Origin of the sequence: Promicromonospora iranensis (assembly GCF_028994805.1) — a bacterium.
GTDB classification, from domain to species: domain Bacteria; phylum Actinomycetota; class Actinomycetes; order Actinomycetales; family Cellulomonadaceae; genus Promicromonospora; species Promicromonospora iranensis.
In genome coordinates, this window is sequence record NZ_JAJQQP010000005.1 from 1 (window position 1) to 19,424 (window position 19,424).

Consider the following 19,424-nt stretch of genomic DNA (forward strand, 5'->3'; position numbering starts at 1 on the left):
CGTACGCGCAGCTGAAGAAGCACGCGGAGGCAGCCAGAGCAGCGGGTGACGAGCGTGGTGCGGGGCAGATCATGGCTGACACCCTGATCGAGCGCTTCACCGGCCGTGAGCCGGGTCATGCTGACGAGGTGCCGGTCGCGATCAATCTGCTGGTCTCTGACCGGACGCTGCTGACCGGTGGTGACCAGCCCGGTGTGGTCGTGGAGGGCATGTCCGGGGGCGCGGGTGTCGTCCCGGGGCCGGTGGCCCGGAACCTGGCCGCGCAGGGGATCGACGCCGACGCGGCATGGCTGCGAGCGATCTACGTCGACCCGAACGGTCGCCTATTGGCCACGACGTCGAAGGCACGGTTCCACCCACCGGGGCTAGCGGACTTGTTGCGGGCGCGGGAGCAGGGCATTTGTGCCACGTCGTGGTGCGACGCACCGGTGCGGCACATCGACCATGTGACCCCGCACGCCGAGGGTGGTGTGACGAGCCTGGACAACGGGCAAGGCCTCTGCGCCCGGTGTAATCATGCGAAGCAGGCGCCCGGCTGGGCACAGTCGGTCACCGAGCACGAAGGCCGACAAGCCGTCGAGACCACCACGCCCACCGGGCACAGCTACGGCTTCGTCGCGCCCGCACCACCGCGACCGGTCCGCGACACTGCACCAGGGCACGCGTCCGTCTCCGGCACGCCCGCACCAGCGGAACCGGCCATGGCACCCGGACCGGTCGAGGCTCAGGACCGCCCCACGCAACCGACACCGGTGTGGACCCCTGCCGTCGGTATGGGCAACCCGAGCGGACGCATCCCACCCAGCCGCTACACGATCGGCTGCCACACCCGCCCCGACCGAGGAGCGATCGCCTACCGGCCGGCCTCGAACACAGGCCCGGGGCGCCGGCCACCTCGGCGCGCCCGCCCGGCCGACCTCTCCTGGGCTATGACACGACCCCCGGAATCAGCGCATAGGCGATCACCGTGATCGAGTTGTTGAAGGCGTGTACCACCACGCCCGGCCAGACCGAGTCGCTGCGCCGTCGGAGCTCCGCGGTGATGATCCCGACCACCAGGGCGGCGGGCAGCACGACGTTGATGCCGTGGAGCAGCGCGAAGATCACGGCGCTGCCGACGGTCGCGATGATGGGCCCGTAGCGAAGCAGGCCGGTCGTCACCACCCCGCGGAAGAGAAGCTCCTCGCCGATCGGCGTCAGGACGATGAGCCCGATCGCCGTCAGCACCAGAAGCCAGGGGCCGCTGCTCGCCCCGGCGGCGTAGCCGGCCTGGGTATCGGTGGGGGCGTCCGTCAGCATGAGGAACAGGGGCGTCAGTATGCCCTTGGCGAGCAGCGCGACGACCCCGCCCGCCACGCCGAGCCAGAGCCAGCCGGCGCTGGCCCGGCGTAGCCCGAAGGATCCCCACGTCCGCCGCCTGAGGGCGGCCGCGGCGGCGAATCCGGCGAGCCCCGCCACGCCCGAGAGGCACGCCAGGAGCGCACCACCGAGCGGGCTGGTCAGGTCGACCTGACCGGAGACGAGGATCGGCAGTCCGAATCCGACCAGGGCCAGCACTGCGATCCCGACCACGATCTCGGGCCAGCCGGGTGGGGCGATCCTTGGGTTGACCTCAGTCGTGGACTTCATGTCACCCAGTGGAAACCGTGTCCCTGGGACACGGTCAACACGGAGATGTCAGGGCACGAGGACGATCCGCCCGAACACCGTGCCGTCATCCATCTGCTGGTGCGCCTCCGCCGCCTGGGCCAAGGGCAGCACGTCGTGCACGACGGCGTGCAGCTCCCCACGCGCCGCCGCACCGAACTGGTCGGCCCGGACGGCGTCCCTGGCCGGGATGGGCACGCTGTCGAGGCTGAAGGTCGCGACCGAACGGGACTGTTGGAAAGCGCTCAGGAGCCGGCCGCCGAAGTCGGCCGGCGGGAATCCCGCGACCGCCCCGACCAGGACCATGCGCCCGTTCGGTGCGAGCCGGTCGACGAACTCGGCGGTATCCGGTCCGCCGACGATGTCGACGATCACGTCGAAGGACGCCGGGGCGTCCGGGTCGCCGTCGCCGGAGCGGTCGAGCACGTGTGTCGCCCCGAGCTCACGCAGCCGGGCACCACGTTCGGCCGACGACGTCGTCACCGCCACCGCGCTCGCGCCACCCTGTGCCGCCAGCTCCACGGTCGCGACGCCGATGCTCCCTGCCGCGCCACGCACCAGCACCGACTCGCCGGGCGCGAAGTGCGCGTGCGCGAGCGCGAAGTGGGCGACGGGCGCCGAGGTCCCGAGGGCCACCGAGTCGATCGACGACAGCTCCTCGGGGAGCGCGACGACGTCGTCCACCTGCGCGAGCGCCTGCTCGGCGTAGCCACCGCCGAGACCGGTGAACGCCCATGCCCGGCGACCCACCCACGACTCGTCGACGTCCGTGCCGACTGCCGTCACGGTGCCGGCCACCTCGCTGCCCAGGATCAGCCCCGTCGTGATGCCGTATCCGCTGATGGTGCCGCGGCGGATCACGGCGTCGACACCGCCGACCCCGATCGCCTCGGTCCCGATCACGAGCTCCCCGGGCCCGGGGGCCGGGACGGGGGCGTCCGTCATCGCCATGCCGCTCGGGTCGCCGAATCGCTCGACAGTCATTGCTCGCATCGTTCGTCTCCGTTGTTCCGTCTGATGTGCACCAGCGCGAGCGACGCTAACGGACGGGTGCGTCCACTTCGGCGAAGTGAGAGCAACGGCGAATCCGTTGTCTCACATGTTCAGGGTGGAGGGTGGAGGCACGGCCCTGGGACGCTCATCCCATGACGTTCGCCGACCTCCACCACGGCCCGCACCCGCTCCTTCTCCCCAACGCCTGGGACGTCGCATCCGCCCTGGCTTTCGTCGAGGCCGGCTTCCCAGCGGTGGGTACGACGAGCTTCGGCGTCAGCGCTGCCCTCGGGACGCCCGACGCCGGCCGGACGAGCCGCCAGGCCACGGTGGACCTGGTCCGGCGCCTGCGCACCCTGCCCGCCTACGTCACCGCCGACATCGAGGACGGCTACAGCGACGACCCGGCCGAGGTCGCAGACTTCATCGCCTCGCTGGCCGACGCGGGCCTCGCGGGCGTCAACGTCGAGGACTCCACGTCCGGCGAGCTCATCGACCCCGCCGCGCACGCCGCGAAGGTGGCAGCGATCAGGGCGGCGGCACCCAACGTGTTCGTCAACGCGCGCGTCGAGACCTACTGGCTGAACCAGAACGCCACCGTCGACGCCACCCTCGACCGGGCCCGCGCCTACGTCGACGCCGGGGCCGACGGCATCTTCGTCCCCGGCGCCACCGACCCGGCCGTGCTCGAACGGCTCGCGAGCGCGCTGCCGCTACCGCTCAACGTGCTCGCGGTCCCCGGCCGCACGGTGGGGCAGCTCGGCGCGCTCGGGGTCCGGCGGGTCAGCACCGGTTCGCTGCCCTACCGTGCGGCGATCGACGCGGCGGTCGACGTCGCGACCGCCGTCCGGGACGGTCGCGACGTTCCCTCGGCCACGCCCTACCCGGACGCGCAGGCCCGCCTGGAACGGCACGCGCGCCGAGCGCCGGGCAGGTGACCACCTCGGGCTGCGGTCAGCTCCGTCCCAGCACGTCGGCGTTGAGGGTGTCCGCGGGCACCTTCAGGTTGGCGAACGGCATGGTTGTTCCTTCCGGAGACTGACGACTGGGACCGAACCTGACGACGGCCACGGTGCGCGGCGCGACGTCGTCCACTCTGCGAGGCATCGGCCCGGAACGGGAGAGGACTCCGGATCGGGGACCGGCGATCCCACGCACAGCAACCCCCGGACAGCAGACAGGATGCGAGCGGCATTCTTGCGCGGCACGGTGGGAGCGCCGGTGAGGCAGCCTGCCGTCGGCCCCTACCGAGGGAAGTCGTACCGAGGGAAGGAGCGAGACATGGCCCAGCAGACCGTTGCGGACGTCATGACCCCAGCACCCACCACGATCGGCATGTCCGAGACGCTCGAGACCGCTGCCCGGACGATGGCCGCGCAGGACGTGGGGGCACTGGTCGTGCAGGCCGGATCCACCACCGTCGGCATCGTCACCGACCGCGACCTCGTGGTCCGCGGTCTGGCCGAAGGGCTCGGCCTCGAGACCATGGTGGGCGAGGTGGCGAGCGAGGAGTTGATCTCGATCGGTCCCGGCGTCCCCGTGGAGACGGCCGTCGAGCTGATGCGCGTCGCGGCCGTCCGCCGCATCCCCGTGATGGACGGCGACGTGCCCGTCGGCATCGTCTCGATCGGCGACCTCGCCGTCGAGCGCGATCCCGCGTCGGCGCTCGCCGACATCTCCGATGCTGAGCCGAACGGGTGACGGCGTAGGCCGCGACATGGCCGTTCCCCGGATTCCAGTCAGGATCGCGCGCCCGGCCGGGCTTCTCTCGGCTGCCCACCGCGCCTGGCTGAGGCATCCGCGCTGGTCGCTCGCCGTCAAGGGCGCGCTGGCGGCGAGCCTGGCCTGGTTCGTGGCGCTCATCGCGCCCGCGCCGTTCTCGGAGTACCCGTACTACGCGCCGCTGGGAGCCGTGCTCGCCACGACGAGCACGGTGGTGCGCTCGGTCCGCGACTCCCTCCAGTCCGTCGCGGCGGTGCTGGTGGGTGCTGTCATCGCCCGCACCGTCGGGCTGCTGCCCCTGCCCGGTCTGCTCGAGCTGGCAGTAGTGGTGGGCATCGCCATCCTCTGTGTCGGCTGGCGGATCTTCGGTGACATGGGCAGCTGGACAGTCATGTCGGCCATCTTCGTGCTCATCATCGGCAGCACTGACGGGCTCGACTACATCGGCTCCTACACCGGCCTGATCGTCGTGGGCGCGTCGATCGGCATCGGCATCAACCTGCTGCTCCCGCCGCTGCCGCTCACGCCGTCCGAGCTCGCGCTCGGCCGGCTCCGGCACGGCGTCGCCGAGCAGGCCGAGGTGCTGGCGAACTGGCTGGAGGATGAAGGGCCCCTGGACCCGGACGAGTGGGAGCAGCGCCGCCAGCAGCTCTTCCCCATCGTCGAGAGCGCACGTGCGGCGGTCGCCCAGGCGCGCGAGGCGTCGCGCGCCAACGTGCGTGTGCGGTACAAGCGCAACGGGTACTGGATGGCATCCCTGATGCGGCGGGCCGGCGCGCTGAGCACCGCGGCCGAGGTGGTCGACGAGGTCGTGCGCCTGCTCGTCGAGTGGGAGCGGCACGGCCGCGACGACGTCGCGCTCGGAAAGGACCTGAGGCCGGAGTTCGCCGGCACGCTCCGTGCCTTCGCCTGCGCGGTACGCGCTGCGGAGACCGAGGACGTCGGCGACGACACCGCGGCCGACGCGGTCGGCAAGGAAGCCGCCGATGCGGTCGCGCGGCTCGACCGGGCCCTGGAGCAGCTCCGCGCCGCGGTCCGCGCCGCCCAGCACTCGTCGCAGTACGACTACTTCGTGGCGGGCGCGCTCGCGGTGGCGCTCGGCCGCGGCGCCGACGCACTGCGTGCCTGACCCGGGCAGGCGAGGGGCCGGGCACGGCGTTACGTTGAGAGAGGTCGAGAAGTGGCTGCCGATGCGACCTGTCGAGGTGTCCCCGTGAAGGCCCTGTTCATCAGCTGCACCCTCAAGCCGTCCCCCGCACCGTCCAACACGGAGGCGCTCGCCGCGGTGGTCGCCGACGCCCTCCAGGAACGCGGCGTGACCGTCGAGCACGTCCGGCTCGCCGACCTGGACGTGCCGCCCGGGGTCCAGACCGACATGGGCGACGGCGATGCCTGGCCCGGCGTGCACGAGCGCCTCCTGGACGCCGAGATCCTCGTCGTCGTGACCCCGACCTGGCTCGGCCGCCCCTCGTCCATCGCCCAGCGCATGCTCGAACGCATGGACGCGATGCTCTCCGAGACGGCCGAGAACGGCACCCCCGTCGCCTACAACCGGGTCGCCGGAGTGGTGGTGACCGGCAACGAGGACGGCGCGCACCACGTGATCTCCGAGATCGGCGGAGCACTGGGCGACATCGGTTACACCGTGCCCGGCCAGGCGTGGACCTACTGGAACCAGGGCCCCGGCCCGGGGGCCGAGTACCCGGAGACCGAGCACGGCCACGAGTGGTCGCACAGCACCGGCCGCCTCATGGCCCACAACCTGCACGCCGTGGCGACGGCGCTCGCGGCCCAGCCCGTGCCGCCGCCCCAGAGCTGACGAAGGAGAACGACATGGCTACCTGCGACATGTGCGGCAACGAGTACGCCCACACGTTCACCATCACGAAGGACAACGGGGCGAAGGGCACCTTCGACTCGTTCGAGTGCGCGGCCCACGCCATGGCCCCACGGTGCGCCCACTGCGGCTGCACGGTGCTCGGGCACGGCGTCGAGGCCGACGACACGACCTACTGCTGCAGCCACTGCGCACGCGTCGGCGCCGGTGCCCACATCACCGACAGCGTCGACGCCTGACCGACCGCACGGCCGGCACACGGCCGGCACACGAGCGGGATGCGAGCGGGATGCCACCGAGGCATGGTGGACCTGTCGGTGAAGCAGCCCGCCGTCGGCCCTACCGAGGGAGGAGAGCGACATGGTACAAACCGTCGCCGATGTCATGACCCCAGCGCCGACCACCGTCGACGTGTCCGATTCGGTTCAGGTCGCCGCCCGGGCGATGGCCGCCGAGGACGTGGGTGCGCTGGTCGTCCAGTCCGAGTCGAAGACCGTCGGGATCGTGACCGACCGCGACCTCGTCGTCCGCGGTCTTGCCGAAGGGCTCGGCCTCGACGCCACCATCAAGCAGGTCGCGACCGAGCAGCTCGTCACCGTGGGGCCCAGCGACCCCGCGGAGACCGCCGTCGAGGTGATGCGCTCCGCAGCCGTCCGACGCGTCCCCGTCATGGACGGCGACGTGGCCGTCGGCATCGTCGCGATCGGTGACCTCGCCGTCACGCGCGACCCGTCGTCCGCGCTCGCGGACATCTCCGAGGAGAAGCCGAACAACTGAGCGGACGCCGGCCGGGCTCGTCCGTCGAAGTCCTTCGGCGGACGAGCCCCGCCCGTGCCGCCTGACGCGAGACGACCTCGGGGCGGGCCGCGCGCCGAGTCCGGTGAGGAGACGCCATGAGCCCCACGCCCGTCGACCTGACCCCCGCCGAGAACCTACGTGTCCTGGGCAAGGTGCTCGCCCCTCTGGTCGCCCAGGGAGCGATCGTCCGCCGACCGCAGATGACCGCCTGGGCCGAACGGCACCAGACCGACCGCACCGCGCGCGCCGTCCTGTCCGACCTGCGCGCGCGCCACGGCGGCGCGCCGCTCGTCGTGCGCCTCGGTACGCGCCGCGTCGTCGTCGTCACCGAGCCCGTCGACGTGCGCCGCCTGCTCGAAGGCTCACCCGAGCCGTTCACCCCCGCGACCAAGGAGAAGCGCGCCGCGCTCGCGCACTTCCAGCCCGAGGGCGTGCTGATCTCCTCGACCGCCGAGCGCTGGCACCGCCGGCCGTTCAACGAGAAGGTGCTGCAGACCGACCAGCCGGTGCACGACGGCGGGCCCGCCGTCGTCGACGCCGTACAACGGGGTGTGGCCGACCTGAGCCGGCAACTGCGGACGAGCGGACGGTTCGATGCCGACGACTTCGCCGAGGCGTGGTGGGGCACCGTCCTCGAGGTGGTCCTCGGGCCGAAGGCGCGCGGCGACCGAGAGCTCGTGGCTGTGCTCAACGCGCTGCGGAGCGACGCGAACTGGTCGTGGCTGCATCCCGGCCGGCCGCACCTGCGCGAAGACCTGGAGGGCCGCATCGGGTCCTACCTGCTGAATCCGGAGCCGGGCAGCCTCGCCGCCGTCGCCCACCAGAGCGGACCGGCCACCGCGGTGGGCCAGGTGCCGCACTGGCTCTTCGCGTTCGACGCCGCCGGCGCCGCCACGCTGCGGGCGCTCGCGATCGTTGCCGCCCGACCCGCCGTCCGCGAGCGCCTGCTCGCCGAGGCCGAGCCGGAAGGGCAGGAACCTGCACTCCTGCCCTACGCGCGGGCGTGCGTGCTGGAGTCGCTGCGCCTCTGGCCGACGACGTTCGCCGTGCTGCGCGACTCGACGGGCCCGACGGACTGGGGCGAGCGGACGCTGCCCGCCCACACGGGCTTCGCCGTCGTGAGCTCGTTCTTCCACCGTGACCCGGACCGGCTGGAGCATGCCGACGGGTTCCTCCCGGAGGCGTGGCTGGACGGTCGCAACGCCGCGGACTGGGGGCTGATCCCGTTCAGCGGCGGTCCGGCCGCGTGCCCCGGACGTAACTTCGTGCTGCTGGTCGCGTCGCACATGCTGACGCGGCTGGCCGCCCATGATCTGCGGGTGGCGCGGGGCCGTTACCTGGCCCGCGACCCGCTGCCTGCCACGGTCGACCACCTGGGGCTGCGCTTCCGGGTCGCCGGCAGCAGGTGACCTCACCGCGGAGAGAGGAGGTCCGGTCGATGGAGGAGGCTGGGATGCTGCCCGGCGTGCCGCACCTGCGCTCGCTCGGGGAGGTGGGGGAGCTCGTCGAGGCGGTCTCGCCGCTCTATGTGCGGTTCAGCGGGGGGCCGGTGGCCGACGCCGCCACCGTGAGCCGGGACCACGAGAGCGGTTGCCTGCTGCCCGGCCTGAGTGTGAACCCGTTGACGCCGGAGCCGTGGTGGGACCGGAAGGTCGAGCACTGGCTCGCGCGGCAGCTGTGCCAGTACGCGCACCTGCTGGCGCCGGACCGCTACCCGTGGGCGCTGACCGGCGAGATCGCGGGGCGTGGGCCGGACTGCGAGCCGCTCCTGGTGGGGACCACCGCCGTCGCCTCGATCGACCGGTCGGTGGTGGACGAGGCGGCGTGGCTGTACGCGCGCGTCTTTCACCCGGGGGCGGACGGGCGGTGAGGGACTGTTCACCGGGACGGGGTGGCCCGGGACTGGAGCACCCCGGCCAGCAGGACCACCAGCAGGCCCGCCAGCGGCACGACCAGCAGGCCGTAGCGCAGGCCGACGGCGTCGGCGACCATGCCGACCAGCGGCGGTGAGGCGAGGAAGCCCAGCCGCATCAGCCACGACACGATGGTCAGGCCGGTACCGGCGCGCAGGCCCGGCAGCTCGTCCGCCTCGTGCATGGCGGCGGGCACCAGCGTCGCACTGCCCAGGCCGACCGCGGCGAAGCCGAGGATCGTGCCCGGCACGGTCGGGAAGGCCAGGGCCAGTCCCATGCCGAGCGCGATGACGAGGCCGCCACCACGGGCGACCATGCGCTGCCCGAACCGGTCGACCATGCGGTCGCCGAGCAGCCGCCCGACGAACTGGGTCCCGACGAGCGCGACGAACCCGGTGGCGGCCAGCGCTGCGGGGGCGCCGAGCGTGCCGGACAGGTACAGGGCCGCCCAGGAGCTGCCGGCGTCCTCCGCGAGGGTGCCGCCGATCGCGATCAGCACGAGCGCCGTGAGGATGAGCAGCGTGCGCGGGCTGGCGGCGGCGCCACGCAGCAGGCCGTCCGGCCTCGAGCCCGCCGCTGCGTCGTCGGCGGCGTCGCCGTCCTTGCCGGGGAGGCGGAACCGCAGCGCCACCAGCGCCACCGTCGCGAAGACCGCCGTGGAGATGCCGAGGTGCACACCGAGCGGCAGCCCGAGCGCGATCGCCCCGGCGGCCATGGACCCACCCAGCACGGCGCCGACGGACCACACCGCGTGGAAGCCGTTGATGATCGACCGCCCGTAGCGGCGCTGCACCCGGAGGCCGTGGGCGTTCTGCGCCACGTCCGTGACGGCGTCCATCGCCCCGCCGAGCAGCAGGGCGAGGATCAGGAGGCCGAACGAGGGGGAGAGTCCTGCGGCCAGCACGCCCAGGCCGGTGAGGATGGTCCCCGCGACCGCCGCCTGCGCTGACCCGAGCCTGCGGACGACGAAGCCGGCGCCGAGGCCCGCGATGATCGCCCCGGCCGGGAAGGCCGCGACGGCCAGGCCGTAGGTCGCGTTGTCGAGGCCGAGCGCGGCCTTGATCTCCGGGTAGCGCGGCACCAGGTTCGCGAACAGGGCGCCGTTGGTCAGGAACATGGCGGCGACGGCGGCGCGGGCGCGCCGGTCGGCGGGCTGCGGGCCGGAACCCGGGACAAGAGGCATGGGCACGACCCTACCCACTCTGCGTACGATCGTACACATCGCCCGCTAGGGTGACCCCATGACCGTACGGCGGCACGACCCCGACCGCAGGAGCCGCATCATCGACGTGTGCCTCGACCTCGTCGCGGAGGTGGGGGTGGCGGGCGTGTCCCACCGCAAGGTCGCGGCCGCCGCGGACGTGCCGCTCGGGTCGATGACCTACCACTTCGCCGGGATGGACGAGCTGCTGCGGGAGGCGTTCGCCCGGTTCTCGCGGAGCGTCAGCGACGGGTTCGAGCAGCGGATGAGCGAGGCCACCGATCTCGCCACGGCGCGCGCCGCCGTGGTCGAGATCATCACGCGGGACGTGTTCGGCACCCACCGGGACCTCGTGCTGACCCACGAGCTGTACACGCTCGCGGCCCGCGAGCCCGCCTACCGGGAGCTGACCAACGCGTGGATGGGGCGGTCCCGCGCGGCGCTCGAACGACACTTCGACCCGGTCACCGCCAGGATGCTGGACGCCTTGATCGAAGGGCTGACGATCCACCGCGCCCTGGACACCGAGGCGCCACGGCACGAGACGGTGACGGAGGCGGTGCGGCGGATCACGGCCGCGGGCTGAGCGGGCGCGGGAACATCCGCGCACCCGCGGCGTTGACCCCGGTGTGAGCGAGGAACTTCGCCGGGCGACGGCGGTGGTGATCGGCGGCGGGCAGGCCGGGCTCTCGGCGGCGTACCACCTGCGGCACCGGGGATTCGTGAGCGCCGTCGAGCAGCCGGACGCGGAGCGCACCTTTGTGGTCCTGGACGCGAACCCCGCGCCCGGCGGCGCCTGGCAGCACCGCTGGGAGTCGCTGCGGATGGCGACGGTCAACGGCATCTTCGACCTGCCGGGCCTGGCCCAGCCCGCCGTGGACACGGCGGAGCCGAGCCGGGCCGCGGTCCCGCGGTACTTCGCCGACTACGAGAGGGAGTTCACGCTCCCGGTCCTGCGCCCGGTCCACGTGGTGGCGGTGCGCCGGGCCGACGACGACCCGGACGGCGACCTCGTGGTGACGAGCGACCGCGGCACCTGGACCACGCGCGCCGTCATCAACGCGACCGGGACCTGGACCAACCCCGTGCTGCCGCGCTACCCCGGACAGGAGACCTTCGTCGGCCGCCAGCTCCACACCCGCGACTACGTCCGGGCCGAGGACTTCGCGGGCCAGCGCGTGGCGATCGTCGGCGGCGGCATCTCCGCGCTCCAGCTCCTGGAGGAGATCTCCCGCGTGGCGACCACCCGCTGGTACACCCGCCGGGAGCCGGTCTTCCGCGAGGACGGCTTCCAGCCCGAGACGGCGGGCCGCGAGACCATCGCCAAGGTCATGGCCGACGTCGCGGCGGGCCGGCCGACCGGGAGCGTCGTCTCGTACACAGGGCTGGTCCGGACGCCGTACGCGCTCGCGGCGCAGGCCCGCGGCGCCCTGGAGCGGCGGCCGATGTTCCGGGCGGTCGAGCCCATGGGCGTGCGCGAGGCGGACAACACCTTCACCCCGGTGGACGTCATCCTGTGGGCCACCGGGTTCAAGGCCGACCTGGCCCACCTCGACCTGCTGGACCTCCGCAACGAGCTGGGCGGCATCGCGCTGACCGGCACCCGGGCCGCGGCCGAGCCGCGCCTGCACCTCATCGGGTTCGGGCCGTCGCAGTCGACGGTCGGCGCCAACCGCGCGGGCAGGGAGGCGGCGGCGACGGTGGTGCGCCGGCTGCGGGTGCCGGTGGCCGGCTGACGGCGCCGGCCGACGCCGCGGTGATGAGGCCGACGGCCAGCCACTGCGGCGTCGAGAGCTGCTCGCCGAGGAGCAGCAGGCCCGCCAGACCGGCGGCCACGGGCTCCAGGCTCTGCAGGACACCGACGACCCGGGCCGGCAGCCGGCGCAGCGCCGTCAGCTCGAGGGAGTAGGGCAGCGCCGCCGACAGCACGGCCACCACCAGCCCTGCCGTCAGGGCGTCGGGCCGCAGCAGCCGGTCGCCGCTCTGCACCAGACCGAACGGCAGCGTCACGAGCGCCGCCCACAGGACCGCGAGGGCCAGCGGCCCGCCGCCCACCGTGTGTGCGCCGGTCCGCTGGCTGAGGAGCAGGTACGCGCCCATGGACACGGCGGACAGCACGGCGAAGATCAGACCGGTCGGGGACGGCGGGCCCGACGGCGATGAGCCGGGCAGCATGAAGCAGGCGATCCCCGCCGCGGCCAGCAGTCCCCAGGCCACGTCACGTGCGCGGCGCGAGGTGGCCAGCGCCACCACCAGCGGGCCGGTCAGCTGGATGGTCATCGCCACGCCCAGGGGCAGGTGCTCCAGGGCGAGGTAGACGAGGTTCATCCCGGCGATCGCCGTACCGAGGGCGAGGACCAGCAGGCGACCCTGCCGGTCGGCAGGCAGACGGCGCGGCCGCCACACCAGCAGGAGCAGGAGGGCGGCGAGCACCAGCCGCAGCGTGACGGCGCCCATGGGGCTCCCAACGACGCCCATCAGCTGCTTGCCCAGCGCCTGGCCGGTCTGGACGCTGATCACGCTGCCCAGCACGAGGACCGGGGCCGGGACGGGCGAGCCGTACCAGCGGCGGACGAAGGAGTTCCTGCCAGGCATGCCTCCAAGTCTTCGCCGAACGCACCGTGCACGTCCATCGCAACTATCGGCACGAGATCGTGTTGAATAACTGCATGGTTGATCTCGGCCTCCTCCAGACCTTCCGCGTGCTCGAGGAACAGGGCACCGTGACGGCGGCCGCCCACGCGCTGAACCTGTCGCCGTCCGCCGTGTCGCAACAGCTCAGGCAGCTGTCCCGCCAGGCCGGGGCGGCCCTGCTCGAACCGGACGGCCGGCGGCTGCGACTCACCGTGGCGGGACGGGTGCTGCTCGGTCACGCGGACGTCCTCTGCGCGCAGTGGGAGACCGCACGTGCCGAGCTGGCGCAGCACGGCGCGCCGGCGCGACGCACGCTGCGGCTCGCAGGCTTCGCCACCAGCATCGGACCGCTCCTGGCGCCCGTCGCAGGCACCCTCGCGCGCGCCGGCGAGCCGATCCAGGCCATCGTCACCGAGACGGACACCCGGAACAGCTATCAGCAGCTCCTCGCGGAGGGCTTCGACATCGCCGTGCTGACCCCGCTGTCCGACAGCCCGCCGACCGACGACGCCCGGTTCCACCAGGAGCACCTGCTCGACGACGTGCTGGACCTCGTCGTCCCCGCGGATCACGCGCTCGCGGCGCGCGGGACGGTCGACCTGGCGGCTACCGAGCGCGCGACGTGGATCTCGCCGCACCACGACCAGGGCCGGCTCATCCACGCGCTGTGCACGGCCGCGGGCTTCGCCCCGCACACCGTGCATCACGCGGACGACTGGCAGGCGGTGCTCGCGCTCGTCCGGCACGGTCTGGGCGTGTGCCTGGTGCCGCGCCTCGTCTCGCTCGACGCCCACCCGGGCCTGGTCCGGGTGCCGCTGGCCGGCAGCCCGCCGCCGTCGCGCCGCATCCTCACGTGCGTGCGCCGCGGCAGCTCCGGCGAGCCCGCCATCGCCGCGGCGCTGACGGCGCTCAGGGAGCGCGCCGGACAGGTGTCCGCGGCCCGGGTCGGGTGAGCGGCGCCGCGACCAGCGGGTGGCCCACACCACCTCGCGAGGACCTGCCCTGCCGGCCGCCGGTGTGCCAAGATCGGATCAGGGCCTGAGGAGGTCCCCGGACGAGGGTTGCCGTACCCGGTGCGCGACAAGACGGCAACGAGGGAGCACACCATGTCCTGGATCGTCCTTGTCGTCTCCGGTCTTCTCGAGGCCGTCTGGGCCACCGCCCTCGGCCGTTCCGAGGGTTTCCAGAATCTCGGCCCGAGCATCGTCTTCGGGGTGGCCCTCGTCGCGAGCATGGGCGGCCTCGCGTTCGCCCTGCGCGACCTGCCCGTGGGCACCGCCTACGCCGTCTGGGTGGGCATCGGCGCGGCGACCACCGTCGTCTGGGCCATGGCCACCGGCGCCGAGCCCGTCTCCGTCGTCCGCGTGCTGCTGATCGTCGGCCTGATCGGTTGTGTGATCGGGCTCAAGCTGACGCACTGACCGCCGGTGAACCGACCCGGTGCCGGAGCGCGAGGGCTCAGCCCTCGACGGACGCCGCGACCAGCCAGGCGGTGATCAGCACGATCACCACCATCAGCGACGTCTCGCGCCCGGCGCTGCGCCGCAGCAGGTTGCTCGCCTTGCGGGCGCTGCGGACCCTGGAGCGCCGTGCCGCGAGCTTCGGGACGACCCGGAAGTGGTTGTACGTGCCGATCGCCCCGACGGCGGCGACGACGGCGACCTTCGCGAGCAGGAGGAGGCCCCAGGTGCTCTCCCAGATCTGCGCCGGACGGTCCAGGATCTCGACCGCCAGCACCACCCCGGCTGCTGCCACCACCGCTACGGAGACCGCGGCGACGACGGAGAAGCGGGCGCCGAGGAGCGCGGCGTCGAGCGCCCGCCCGTCCCGACGCCGCCGGCGCAGCAGGAGCGCCATCGCGACCACGCCGCCCACCCAGGCGGCCGCGGCCGCGAGGTGCGCCACGTCGGCGGTCACGACCACCCAGCGTGGCTCGGCCGTGTTGCTGTGACCGCCGAGCACGTGCCCGGCCCCGACGAGCACGCTCCCCAGGACCGCGAACCAGGAGCCCGGCAGCGTGCGCCAGGCCCCGACCGCGATCGCCGTCGCGCCGACGGCCTGGAGCCCGAGGGCCCAGCGGGTGGTGCCGGTGAGCGACGCCGCGACCGAGGCGGGCGAGACCGCGGCGGCCAGGTCGCCGTGCGCCATGTGCACCGACCCGGCCGCGACCTGGACCGCCAGGCCGACCAGGATCAGCGGACCCGTCCAGCGGACCATCCGCAGCACCACCGGGACGTCCTCCCGGTCCGGCCCGCGAAGCACCAGACCGGCGAACACCAGGGCACCGGCGGCGACCAGCCCGCCCCAGAGGGCCGCCGCGCTGCCGATGCGCGCGACCACCGCCGCGGCGTCGGCCCCCGGGCTGTCCATCTCCGCGGCGTCATGGCCCATGTCATGGCCCATGTCATGGTCCGTGCCGCCGTCGCGCATGTCGTGGCCGGTGTGCGGGCTGCCGCCGGCCGTCTCCTCCGGCTCGCCGGGTTCGGACGGCGCGGGTTCGGACGGCGCCGGGCCGGTGCCGGCGACGGTGAAGCCGAACGTCCCCTCCAGCGGGTGCCCGTCCTCGGCCGCGGCGGTCCAGCGCACCGTGTAGTCGCCGGCGGCCAGCGGCTCGGCAGGGGTCGCGACGAGGACGAGGTCGCCCTCGGCCGTGACGACGTCGGCCGCGACGGTACCCTCCGGGCCGTCGATGACGATCCCGTCGCCGAGGGAGGTCACCGGGAGGGTGAACGTCAGCGCCACCTCCTCGACCGGGCCGTCGGACGTCGAGCCGGCGGCGGGCGCCGACGACTGCAGCTTGGTGTGCGCGGCGGCGGACGGTGCGCACCACGTCGCGAGCACGAGCGCCGCGAGCAGGCCGACCACCCAGCGGGCGGAGGCGTGCGCGACCCCGGAAGGTCGGACCATGTCAGGCTCCTCACGAACAGGTGGTGCGCCGGCTCGTCGCCGGCGCACCACCCATCGGTCACATCGAGGCGAGGAGATTCTCCATCGCCTCGATCTCGGACGACTGCGTGTCGACGATGGTCTGCGCCATCTCGACGGCGCTCGCGTCCCTGCCTTCCTCGGCCTCTTCCTGCGCCATCTCCACCGCGCCGCGGTGGTGCGCGATCATCTGCTCGAGGAACAGGCGGTCGCTCTCGGGCGCCGTGGCCGCGTCGAGCGCCTGCAAATCCTCCTCCGACATCATGCCGCTCATCCCGGCATGGCCGGCGTGCTCGGAGGTGCGCTCGGCACCCCACGTGTCGAGCCACTGGCCGAGCTGCTCGATCTCCGGGGCCTGTGCGGCCTTGATCTCGGTGGCCAGCTCCGTGACCTCCGGGTTCGTCCCGTCCTTCGCGAGGACGGCGTCGGCCATCACCACCGCCTGCTCGTGGTGCGGGATCATCATCTGCGCGAACATGACGTCCGCGTCGTTGTGCGTGGTGGCCTCGCCGGACCCTGGGTCGGCGACGGCGGACGTGTCCTGCGGCGTCGGCTCCTCGGAGCCTGCGCAGCCCGCCAGGGCGAGTGCGCCGGCCAGGACGACTGCGGACAGAAAGGTGCGCTTCATCGGTTCTTCCTCCAGCTCGTTCAGCTCATCGGGTAGCACTGACCGGCACGACCACCGTGCGTGGTCGCGCTGGCCGGGTCGACGCGGAGCGCGTCGACGCCGGGTCTACGTCCGGGAGATGCAGAGCTCGTGCAGGGAAGGAGCCGTGAGCGCGCGGAGGTCGACCGCCACCCGGGGCACGGGCACCGACCAGGCGGGCAGGACCCGCCAGAGGAACCGCCGTGCGGGCGCGACCAGGGCGAGCAGCGCGACGAGGATCATGAGGCACATCGCCATGGCGGCGTCGTGCCCGCCGCACCCGTCATGGCACTCACCCACGGGTCCCGCGGTGTTCACCGCCGTGTGGCTGTCCGGGGCCGCCGGCAATGCGATCCCGCCGGCGGCGGCGACGTCCTGCGCCACGACCGTGGAGACGTCGTGCGGTCCGTGGTGGTGCGAGGTCGGTGACCCGCTCATCGAGTGCATGGTGACCACGCCGATGATGACCATGAGGATCATCAGCGCGCCGTTCAGGCGTCGCCCCGGCTCGGCGACCGCCGAGCGAAGGAGCGAGATCACGAGCACGGCACGGAGGCTATCGCAATCACCCGCCGAGGCGAACTCGGGCGAGTGACCCGACCGCGTACGACAATCGTTCAGGTGACCGATACAGACACCTGGTCGCCGACCACGTTCGTGCGCAACGGCGACGTCGAACTTGCCTACGACCGCTTCGGGGAGCGTGGGGGAGTCCCGCTCCTGCTCATGATGGGCCTCGCGATCTCCCGGTTCTGGTGGCCGGACGGCCTCTGCCGGGCGCTCGCGGACCAGGGCTTCGACGTGATCCGCTACGACCAGCGCGACACCGGCGCGTCCACGCGGTTCAGCGAGACCGCGCGGCGCGGGTACTGGCGCATGCTGTTCGGCCCCGGCGCCTACACGGCAGAGGACCTGGCCGACGACGCCGTCGCCGTGCTCGACGCCGTCGGTTGGGACCGCGCGGTGATGTTCGGACACTCGCTGGGCGGCATCGTCGCGCAACGGGTCGCGCTGCGCCATCCGGACCGGGTGCTCGGGCTCGTCTCGTGCGACGCCCCGCCGAGCGACGCCGTCGGGTACCGCGCGCTGCGCTACGTGCAGTTCGGTCTCGTCGCACGCAACGCGACGAAGCGGTATCCGGCGGGCCACGACGGTGACCTCGCCGCCTCCCTGGCCATCGCGAAGGGGATGGCGTCCCGGGCCAACCCGTGCGACGAGGAGGCGGCCCGGGAGCGGATCGAGCGCGGGCTGGAGACCGGCCCACGGGACATGACCGGGATCGGCCGTCAGCTGCACGCGCGATGGCAGGGCCCGCGGCTGCGCGAGATCCAGGCGCCCACACTCGTGCTGCAGGGCGCGGACGACCCGCTCATCCGGACGTCGGCGGCCCGTGCCGTGGCGCGCGAGATCCGGGGCGCGAAGCTGATGATCCTTGACGACATCGGCCACGACCTGCCGCCCGTGGTCTGGCCGACGATCGCGGAGGAGACCCGGCGCCTGGTGGCGACGTCGGTAGGGTCGCACCGTGACCCGGCTGTCAGAGATCCAGGAACGTGAGCGCTCGGCACTTGTCGACGATCTGAGTGCGTTGACGCCCGAGCAGTGGCGCTCGCCGACCCTGTGCGGTTCGTGGGACGTGGAGGACGTCGTCGCGCACCTCGGAGCGGCGTCGACCCTCTCGATGTGGGGATGGGTGCGCAGCATCGTCGGCGCGCGGTTCGACGCCGACGTGCACAACCAGCGCCGGCTCGAGGAGTTCCGCGGCGCGACGCCGGCGGTGACCCTCGAGCGCTTCGCGGGGACCGGGCCGATCGGGCTGCCCGGCAAGGAGAGCCCCGCGGGGCTCGGCGAGCTGATCGTCCACGCCGAGGACATCCGCCGGCCGATGGGCCTGCGGCGCGAGCCGGACGCCGAAGGGCTCTCGGCCGTCGCGCGGTTCTTCGCCACCAAGGACTTCGCCGTCAACAGCCGGTCCCTGGTCAAGGGCCTGCGCCTCGTGGCGACCGACGCCGACTTCCGGTCCGGCTCCGGACCGGAGATCGAGGGTCCGCTGCTCTCCCTCGTCATGGCGATGGCGGGCCGGTCGGCCGTGCTCGGTGACCTGCACGGTGACGGCGTGCCGGAGCTGTCCCGGAGAATGGCAGGGGCCGGGTGAACACCGCCGAGGCGCTGCTGAGCGGGTGGCGCGGGCGCCGGTTCCTGCTGGAGCTCGCGCTGGACGCCGAGGCCATCTTCGCGGACCGCGACGGAACGGAGGTGCCGCTCGCGCAGGCGGTGATGTCGGCGGGCTGCGAGGTGCCCACGGCGACGCCCGAGGTCGTCGCGACGCTGCCGGAGACGGTCCGCCTCGCCGACGTCGACCAGGACGCGGCGCTGCATGCCTTCGCCGACGCGGTGGCCCACGCCCGCTACTGGCAGGAGCCCGACGGCGAGGACATGCTCGCCGTCACACCCGTGGTGCGGGCCGCCCTGGAGCGCGTCGCCCGGCACGTCGCCGGGTCCGCGACCGGCATCGGATGGTGGAGTGCACCCCTCGACCGTGCGGACCAGCACATGGTCGCCTGGGACGGGCGCGGGAGGAGAGGCCCGCCGATCCGACGGCATCCGCGGGCGGTGAGTGGTGGTCTGCCCCGCCGCCCGACCTGACCCGCACCACGAGGAGCCTCGGGCGGCTCGGACCGGTGGGCCTCTGGCTGGTCGAGGACGCCATGAGCTGGGAGCGTGCGGTCACGCGACGGGTGGAGGTTCCCGCCGGTGCGTGCGTGCACGAGATCGACGGACCCGACGTGTGGGCCGCGCTGTGCCGCGCGTACCCGCTCGAGGTGACCGCGCAGAAGCGGCACGACTGGTATCGCACCACCGGCCGCGACGGGCGCTTGCTGATGCCTGACTGGGCCGCGGTCGCCGTCGACCACGACGCCGTCCACCTCACCGCCGCCGCGTACCTCGCCGCGGCCGGGACCGTCGTCCCGGTCGACGGCGACACCGCGAGCGTCATCGCCGGATGGAATCCCGACGAGACTTACTGGCTCTCCGACGACGTCCGGTCGGAGACCGGCGACGCGGTGTGGGTGCTCGACGACGAGGACTGGGCGCCCGGGTCCTGAT

General features: G+C 73.2%; 24 protein-coding genes and 1 riboswitch. Of the genes, 17 read left to right on the forward strand and 7 right to left on the reverse strand.

What is annotated here, in order from left to right; translation table 11 throughout:
* Positions 1-971, forward strand: a 971-nt coding sequence (locus LUM46_RS09200; protein WP_274993521.1) for an HNH endonuclease, incomplete at its 5' end; no start/stop codon positions are given.
* Here LUM46_RS09200 and LUM46_RS09205 read toward each other — a convergent pair.
* Both LUM46_RS09205 and LUM46_RS09210 read right to left on the reverse strand, forming a co-directional pair.
* Complete coding sequence (locus LUM46_RS09205; protein WP_274993523.1) at positions 928-1,629, reverse strand: CPBP family intramembrane glutamic endopeptidase; 702 nt, start codon at positions 1,627-1,629, stop codon at positions 928-930. The genes LUM46_RS09200 and LUM46_RS09205 overlap by 44 nt on opposite strands.
* A 48-nt stretch (positions 1,630-1,677) precedes the next feature.
* Positions 1,678-2,631 (reverse strand): zinc-binding dehydrogenase, encoded by a 954-nt coding sequence (locus LUM46_RS09210; protein ID WP_274993524.1) that lies wholly within the window; start codon positions 2,629-2,631, stop codon positions 1,678-1,680.
* A 161-nt stretch (positions 2,632-2,792) separates the two neighbouring features.
* Here LUM46_RS09210 and LUM46_RS09215 point away from each other — a divergent pair, with 161 nt between their 5' ends.
* The 8 genes from LUM46_RS09215 to LUM46_RS09250 all read left to right on the forward strand — a co-directional run bounded on the left by LUM46_RS09215 (position 2,793) and on the right by LUM46_RS09250 (position 8,867).
* Complete coding sequence (locus tag LUM46_RS09215; RefSeq protein ID WP_274993525.1) at positions 2,793-3,578, forward strand: isocitrate lyase/PEP mutase family protein; 786 nt, start codon at positions 2,793-2,795, stop codon at positions 3,576-3,578.
* A gap of 343 nt (positions 3,579-3,921) precedes the next feature.
* The gene (locus LUM46_RS09220; protein ID WP_274993526.1) at positions 3,922-4,341 is read left to right on the forward strand and encodes a CBS domain-containing protein; all 420 of its coding nucleotides are present in this window, start codon (positions 3,922-3,924) and stop codon (positions 4,339-4,341) included.
* Positions 4,342-4,357: 16 nt separating this feature from the next.
* On the forward strand, positions 4,358-5,491 hold the full coding sequence (locus LUM46_RS09225; RefSeq protein WP_274993528.1) for an FUSC family protein: 1,134 nt from the start codon (positions 4,358-4,360) through the stop codon (positions 5,489-5,491).
* An 84-nt stretch (positions 5,492-5,575) separates the two neighbouring features.
* On the forward strand, positions 5,576-6,181 hold the full coding sequence (locus tag LUM46_RS09230; RefSeq protein WP_274993529.1) for a flavodoxin family protein: 606 nt from the start codon (positions 5,576-5,578) through the stop codon (positions 6,179-6,181).
* A 14-nt stretch (positions 6,182-6,195) separates the two neighbouring features.
* Complete coding sequence (locus LUM46_RS09235; protein WP_274993530.1) at positions 6,196-6,438, forward strand: hypothetical protein; 243 nt, start codon at positions 6,196-6,198, stop codon at positions 6,436-6,438.
* A gap of 121 nt (positions 6,439-6,559) precedes the next feature.
* Positions 6,560-6,976, forward strand: a complete 417-nt coding sequence (locus tag LUM46_RS09240) for a CBS domain-containing protein (protein ID WP_274993531.1) — start codon at positions 6,560-6,562, stop codon at positions 6,974-6,976.
* 116 nt (positions 6,977-7,092) lie between these two features.
* Positions 7,093-8,406 (forward strand): cytochrome P450, encoded by a 1,314-nt coding sequence (locus tag LUM46_RS09245; RefSeq protein WP_274993532.1) that lies wholly within the window; start codon positions 7,093-7,095, stop codon positions 8,404-8,406.
* A 29-nt stretch (positions 8,407-8,435) separates the two neighbouring features.
* A complete protein-coding gene (locus LUM46_RS09250; protein ID WP_274993533.1) occupies positions 8,436-8,867 on the forward strand; it encodes a DUF6098 family protein in 432 nt (143 codons plus the stop codon).
* Positions 8,868-8,875: 8 nt separating this feature from the next.
* On the opposite strand, the gene LUM46_RS09255 is transcribed toward LUM46_RS09250, so the two are convergent.
* Positions 8,876-10,093: an MFS transporter gene (locus tag LUM46_RS09255; protein WP_274993534.1), complete on the reverse strand. Its 1,218-nt coding sequence runs from the start codon at positions 10,091-10,093 to the stop codon at positions 8,876-8,878.
* A 58-nt stretch (positions 10,094-10,151) separates the two neighbouring features.
* Here LUM46_RS09255 and LUM46_RS09260 point away from each other — a divergent pair, with 58 nt between their 5' ends.
* Together LUM46_RS09260 and LUM46_RS09265 are read left to right on the forward strand one after the other, a co-directional pair.
* Complete coding sequence (locus LUM46_RS09260; RefSeq protein ID WP_274993536.1) at positions 10,152-10,697, forward strand: TetR/AcrR family transcriptional regulator; 546 nt, start codon at positions 10,152-10,154, stop codon at positions 10,695-10,697.
* A gap of 43 nt (positions 10,698-10,740) precedes the next feature.
* A complete protein-coding gene (locus LUM46_RS09265) occupies positions 10,741-11,847 on the forward strand; it encodes an NAD(P)-binding domain-containing protein (protein ID WP_274993537.1) in 1,107 nt (368 codons plus the stop codon).
* On the opposite strand, the gene LUM46_RS09270 is transcribed toward LUM46_RS09265, so the two are convergent.
* Entirely contained in the window at positions 11,744-12,706 is a 963-nt protein-coding gene (locus LUM46_RS09270) for an EamA family transporter (RefSeq protein ID WP_274993539.1), read from the reverse strand. The genes LUM46_RS09265 and LUM46_RS09270 overlap by 104 nt on opposite strands.
* Positions 12,707-12,780: 74 nt before the next feature.
* On the opposite strand from LUM46_RS09270, the gene LUM46_RS09275 reads away from it, so the two are divergent.
* Together LUM46_RS09275 and LUM46_RS09280 are read left to right on the forward strand one after the other, a co-directional pair.
* On the forward strand, positions 12,781-13,698 hold the full coding sequence (locus tag LUM46_RS09275) for a LysR family transcriptional regulator (protein WP_274993540.1): 918 nt from the start codon (positions 12,781-12,783) through the stop codon (positions 13,696-13,698).
* 77 nt (positions 13,699-13,775) lie between these two features.
* A riboswitch (guanidine-III (ykkC-III) riboswitch) is annotated at positions 13,776-13,840 on the forward strand.
* An 11-nt stretch (positions 13,841-13,851) separates the two neighbouring features.
* Positions 13,852-14,166 carry a DMT family transporter gene (locus tag LUM46_RS09280; protein WP_274993541.1) on the forward strand — a complete coding sequence of 105 codons (315 nt, stop codon included), beginning with the start codon at positions 13,852-13,854 and terminating at the stop codon, positions 14,164-14,166.
* A 37-nt stretch (positions 14,167-14,203) separates the two neighbouring features.
* Here the strand turns inward: LUM46_RS09280 and LUM46_RS09285 are convergent, their stop codons facing one another.
* From LUM46_RS09285 to LUM46_RS09295, 3 genes are all read right to left on the reverse strand, one after another.
* The gene (locus tag LUM46_RS09285) at positions 14,204-15,652 is read right to left on the reverse strand and encodes a copper resistance CopC family protein (protein WP_274993542.1); all 1,449 of its coding nucleotides are present in this window, start codon (positions 15,650-15,652) and stop codon (positions 14,204-14,206) included.
* Positions 15,653-15,710: 58 nt separating this feature from the next.
* Complete coding sequence (locus tag LUM46_RS09290) at positions 15,711-16,298, reverse strand: DUF305 domain-containing protein (RefSeq protein WP_274993543.1); 588 nt, start codon at positions 16,296-16,298, stop codon at positions 15,711-15,713.
* Between the two features lie 105 nt (positions 16,299-16,403).
* Positions 16,404-16,856: a DUF6153 family protein gene (locus LUM46_RS09295; RefSeq protein ID WP_274993544.1), complete on the reverse strand. Its 453-nt coding sequence runs from the start codon at positions 16,854-16,856 to the stop codon at positions 16,404-16,406.
* An 81-nt stretch (positions 16,857-16,937) separates the two neighbouring features.
* Between LUM46_RS09295 and LUM46_RS09300 the strand changes: the two genes are divergently transcribed.
* Genes LUM46_RS09300 through LUM46_RS09315 form a run of 4 tightly spaced genes read left to right on the forward strand, consistent with a single transcriptional unit; the run spans position 16,938 to position 19,423 of the window.
* Positions 16,938-17,873 (forward strand): alpha/beta fold hydrolase, encoded by a 936-nt coding sequence (locus LUM46_RS09300; RefSeq protein WP_274993545.1) that lies wholly within the window; start codon positions 16,938-16,940, stop codon positions 17,871-17,873.
* Positions 17,842-18,471 (forward strand): maleylpyruvate isomerase family mycothiol-dependent enzyme, encoded by a 630-nt coding sequence (locus LUM46_RS09305; protein WP_274993546.1) that lies wholly within the window; start codon positions 17,842-17,844, stop codon positions 18,469-18,471. Before LUM46_RS09300 ends, LUM46_RS09305 begins: the two co-directional genes overlap by 32 nt.
* Positions 18,468-18,962: a hypothetical protein gene (locus LUM46_RS09310; protein ID WP_274993547.1), complete on the forward strand. Its 495-nt coding sequence runs from the start codon at positions 18,468-18,470 to the stop codon at positions 18,960-18,962. The genes LUM46_RS09305 and LUM46_RS09310 overlap by 4 nt, the downstream gene beginning before the upstream one ends.
* Before the next feature lie 35 nt (positions 18,963-18,997).
* Positions 18,998-19,423, forward strand: coding sequence for a hypothetical protein (locus LUM46_RS09315; protein ID WP_274993548.1), 426 nt, complete (start codon positions 18,998-19,000; stop codon positions 19,421-19,423).
* Position 19,424: the final 1 nt, after the last annotated feature.

What these genes read in the sequence shown, in the direction of transcription:
- LUM46_RS09205 (WP_274993523.1), bottom strand. Translation starts at nt 1,629, where the DNA reads ATGAAGTCCACGACTGAGGTCAACCCAAGGATCGCCCCACCCGGCTGG.
- LUM46_RS09210 (WP_274993524.1), bottom strand. Translation starts at nt 2,631, where the DNA reads ATGACTGTCGAGCGATTCGGCGACCCGAGCGGCATGGCGATGACGGAC.
- LUM46_RS09215 (WP_274993525.1), top strand. Translation starts at nt 2,793, where the DNA reads ATGACGTTCGCCGACCTCCACCACGGCCCGCACCCGCTCCTTCTCCCC.
- LUM46_RS09220 (WP_274993526.1), top strand. Translation starts at nt 3,922, where the DNA reads ATGGCCCAGCAGACCGTTGCGGACGTCATGACCCCAGCACCCACCACG.
- LUM46_RS09225 (WP_274993528.1), top strand. Translation starts at nt 4,358, where the DNA reads ATGGCCGTTCCCCGGATTCCAGTCAGGATCGCGCGCCCGGCCGGGCTT.
- LUM46_RS09235 (WP_274993530.1), top strand. Translation starts at nt 6,196, where the DNA reads ATGGCTACCTGCGACATGTGCGGCAACGAGTACGCCCACACGTTCACC.
- LUM46_RS09240 (WP_274993531.1), top strand. Translation starts at nt 6,560, where the DNA reads ATGGTACAAACCGTCGCCGATGTCATGACCCCAGCGCCGACCACCGTC.
- LUM46_RS09245 (WP_274993532.1), top strand. Translation starts at nt 7,093, where the DNA reads ATGAGCCCCACGCCCGTCGACCTGACCCCCGCCGAGAACCTACGTGTC.
- LUM46_RS09250 (WP_274993533.1), top strand. Translation starts at nt 8,436, where the DNA reads ATGGAGGAGGCTGGGATGCTGCCCGGCGTGCCGCACCTGCGCTCGCTC.
- LUM46_RS09255 (WP_274993534.1), bottom strand. Translation starts at nt 10,093, where the DNA reads ATGCCTCTTGTCCCGGGTTCCGGCCCGCAGCCCGCCGACCGGCGCGCC.
- LUM46_RS09260 (WP_274993536.1), top strand. Translation starts at nt 10,152, where the DNA reads ATGACCGTACGGCGGCACGACCCCGACCGCAGGAGCCGCATCATCGAC.
- LUM46_RS09270 (WP_274993539.1), bottom strand. Translation starts at nt 12,706, where the DNA reads ATGCCTGGCAGGAACTCCTTCGTCCGCCGCTGGTACGGCTCGCCCGTC.
- LUM46_RS09275 (WP_274993540.1), top strand. Translation starts at nt 12,781, where the DNA reads ATGGTTGATCTCGGCCTCCTCCAGACCTTCCGCGTGCTCGAGGAACAG.
- LUM46_RS09280 (WP_274993541.1), top strand. Translation starts at nt 13,852, where the DNA reads ATGTCCTGGATCGTCCTTGTCGTCTCCGGTCTTCTCGAGGCCGTCTGG.
- LUM46_RS09285 (WP_274993542.1), bottom strand. Translation starts at nt 15,652, where the DNA reads ATGGTCCGACCTTCCGGGGTCGCGCACGCCTCCGCCCGCTGGGTGGTC.
- LUM46_RS09290 (WP_274993543.1), bottom strand. Translation starts at nt 16,298, where the DNA reads ATGAAGCGCACCTTTCTGTCCGCAGTCGTCCTGGCCGGCGCACTCGCC.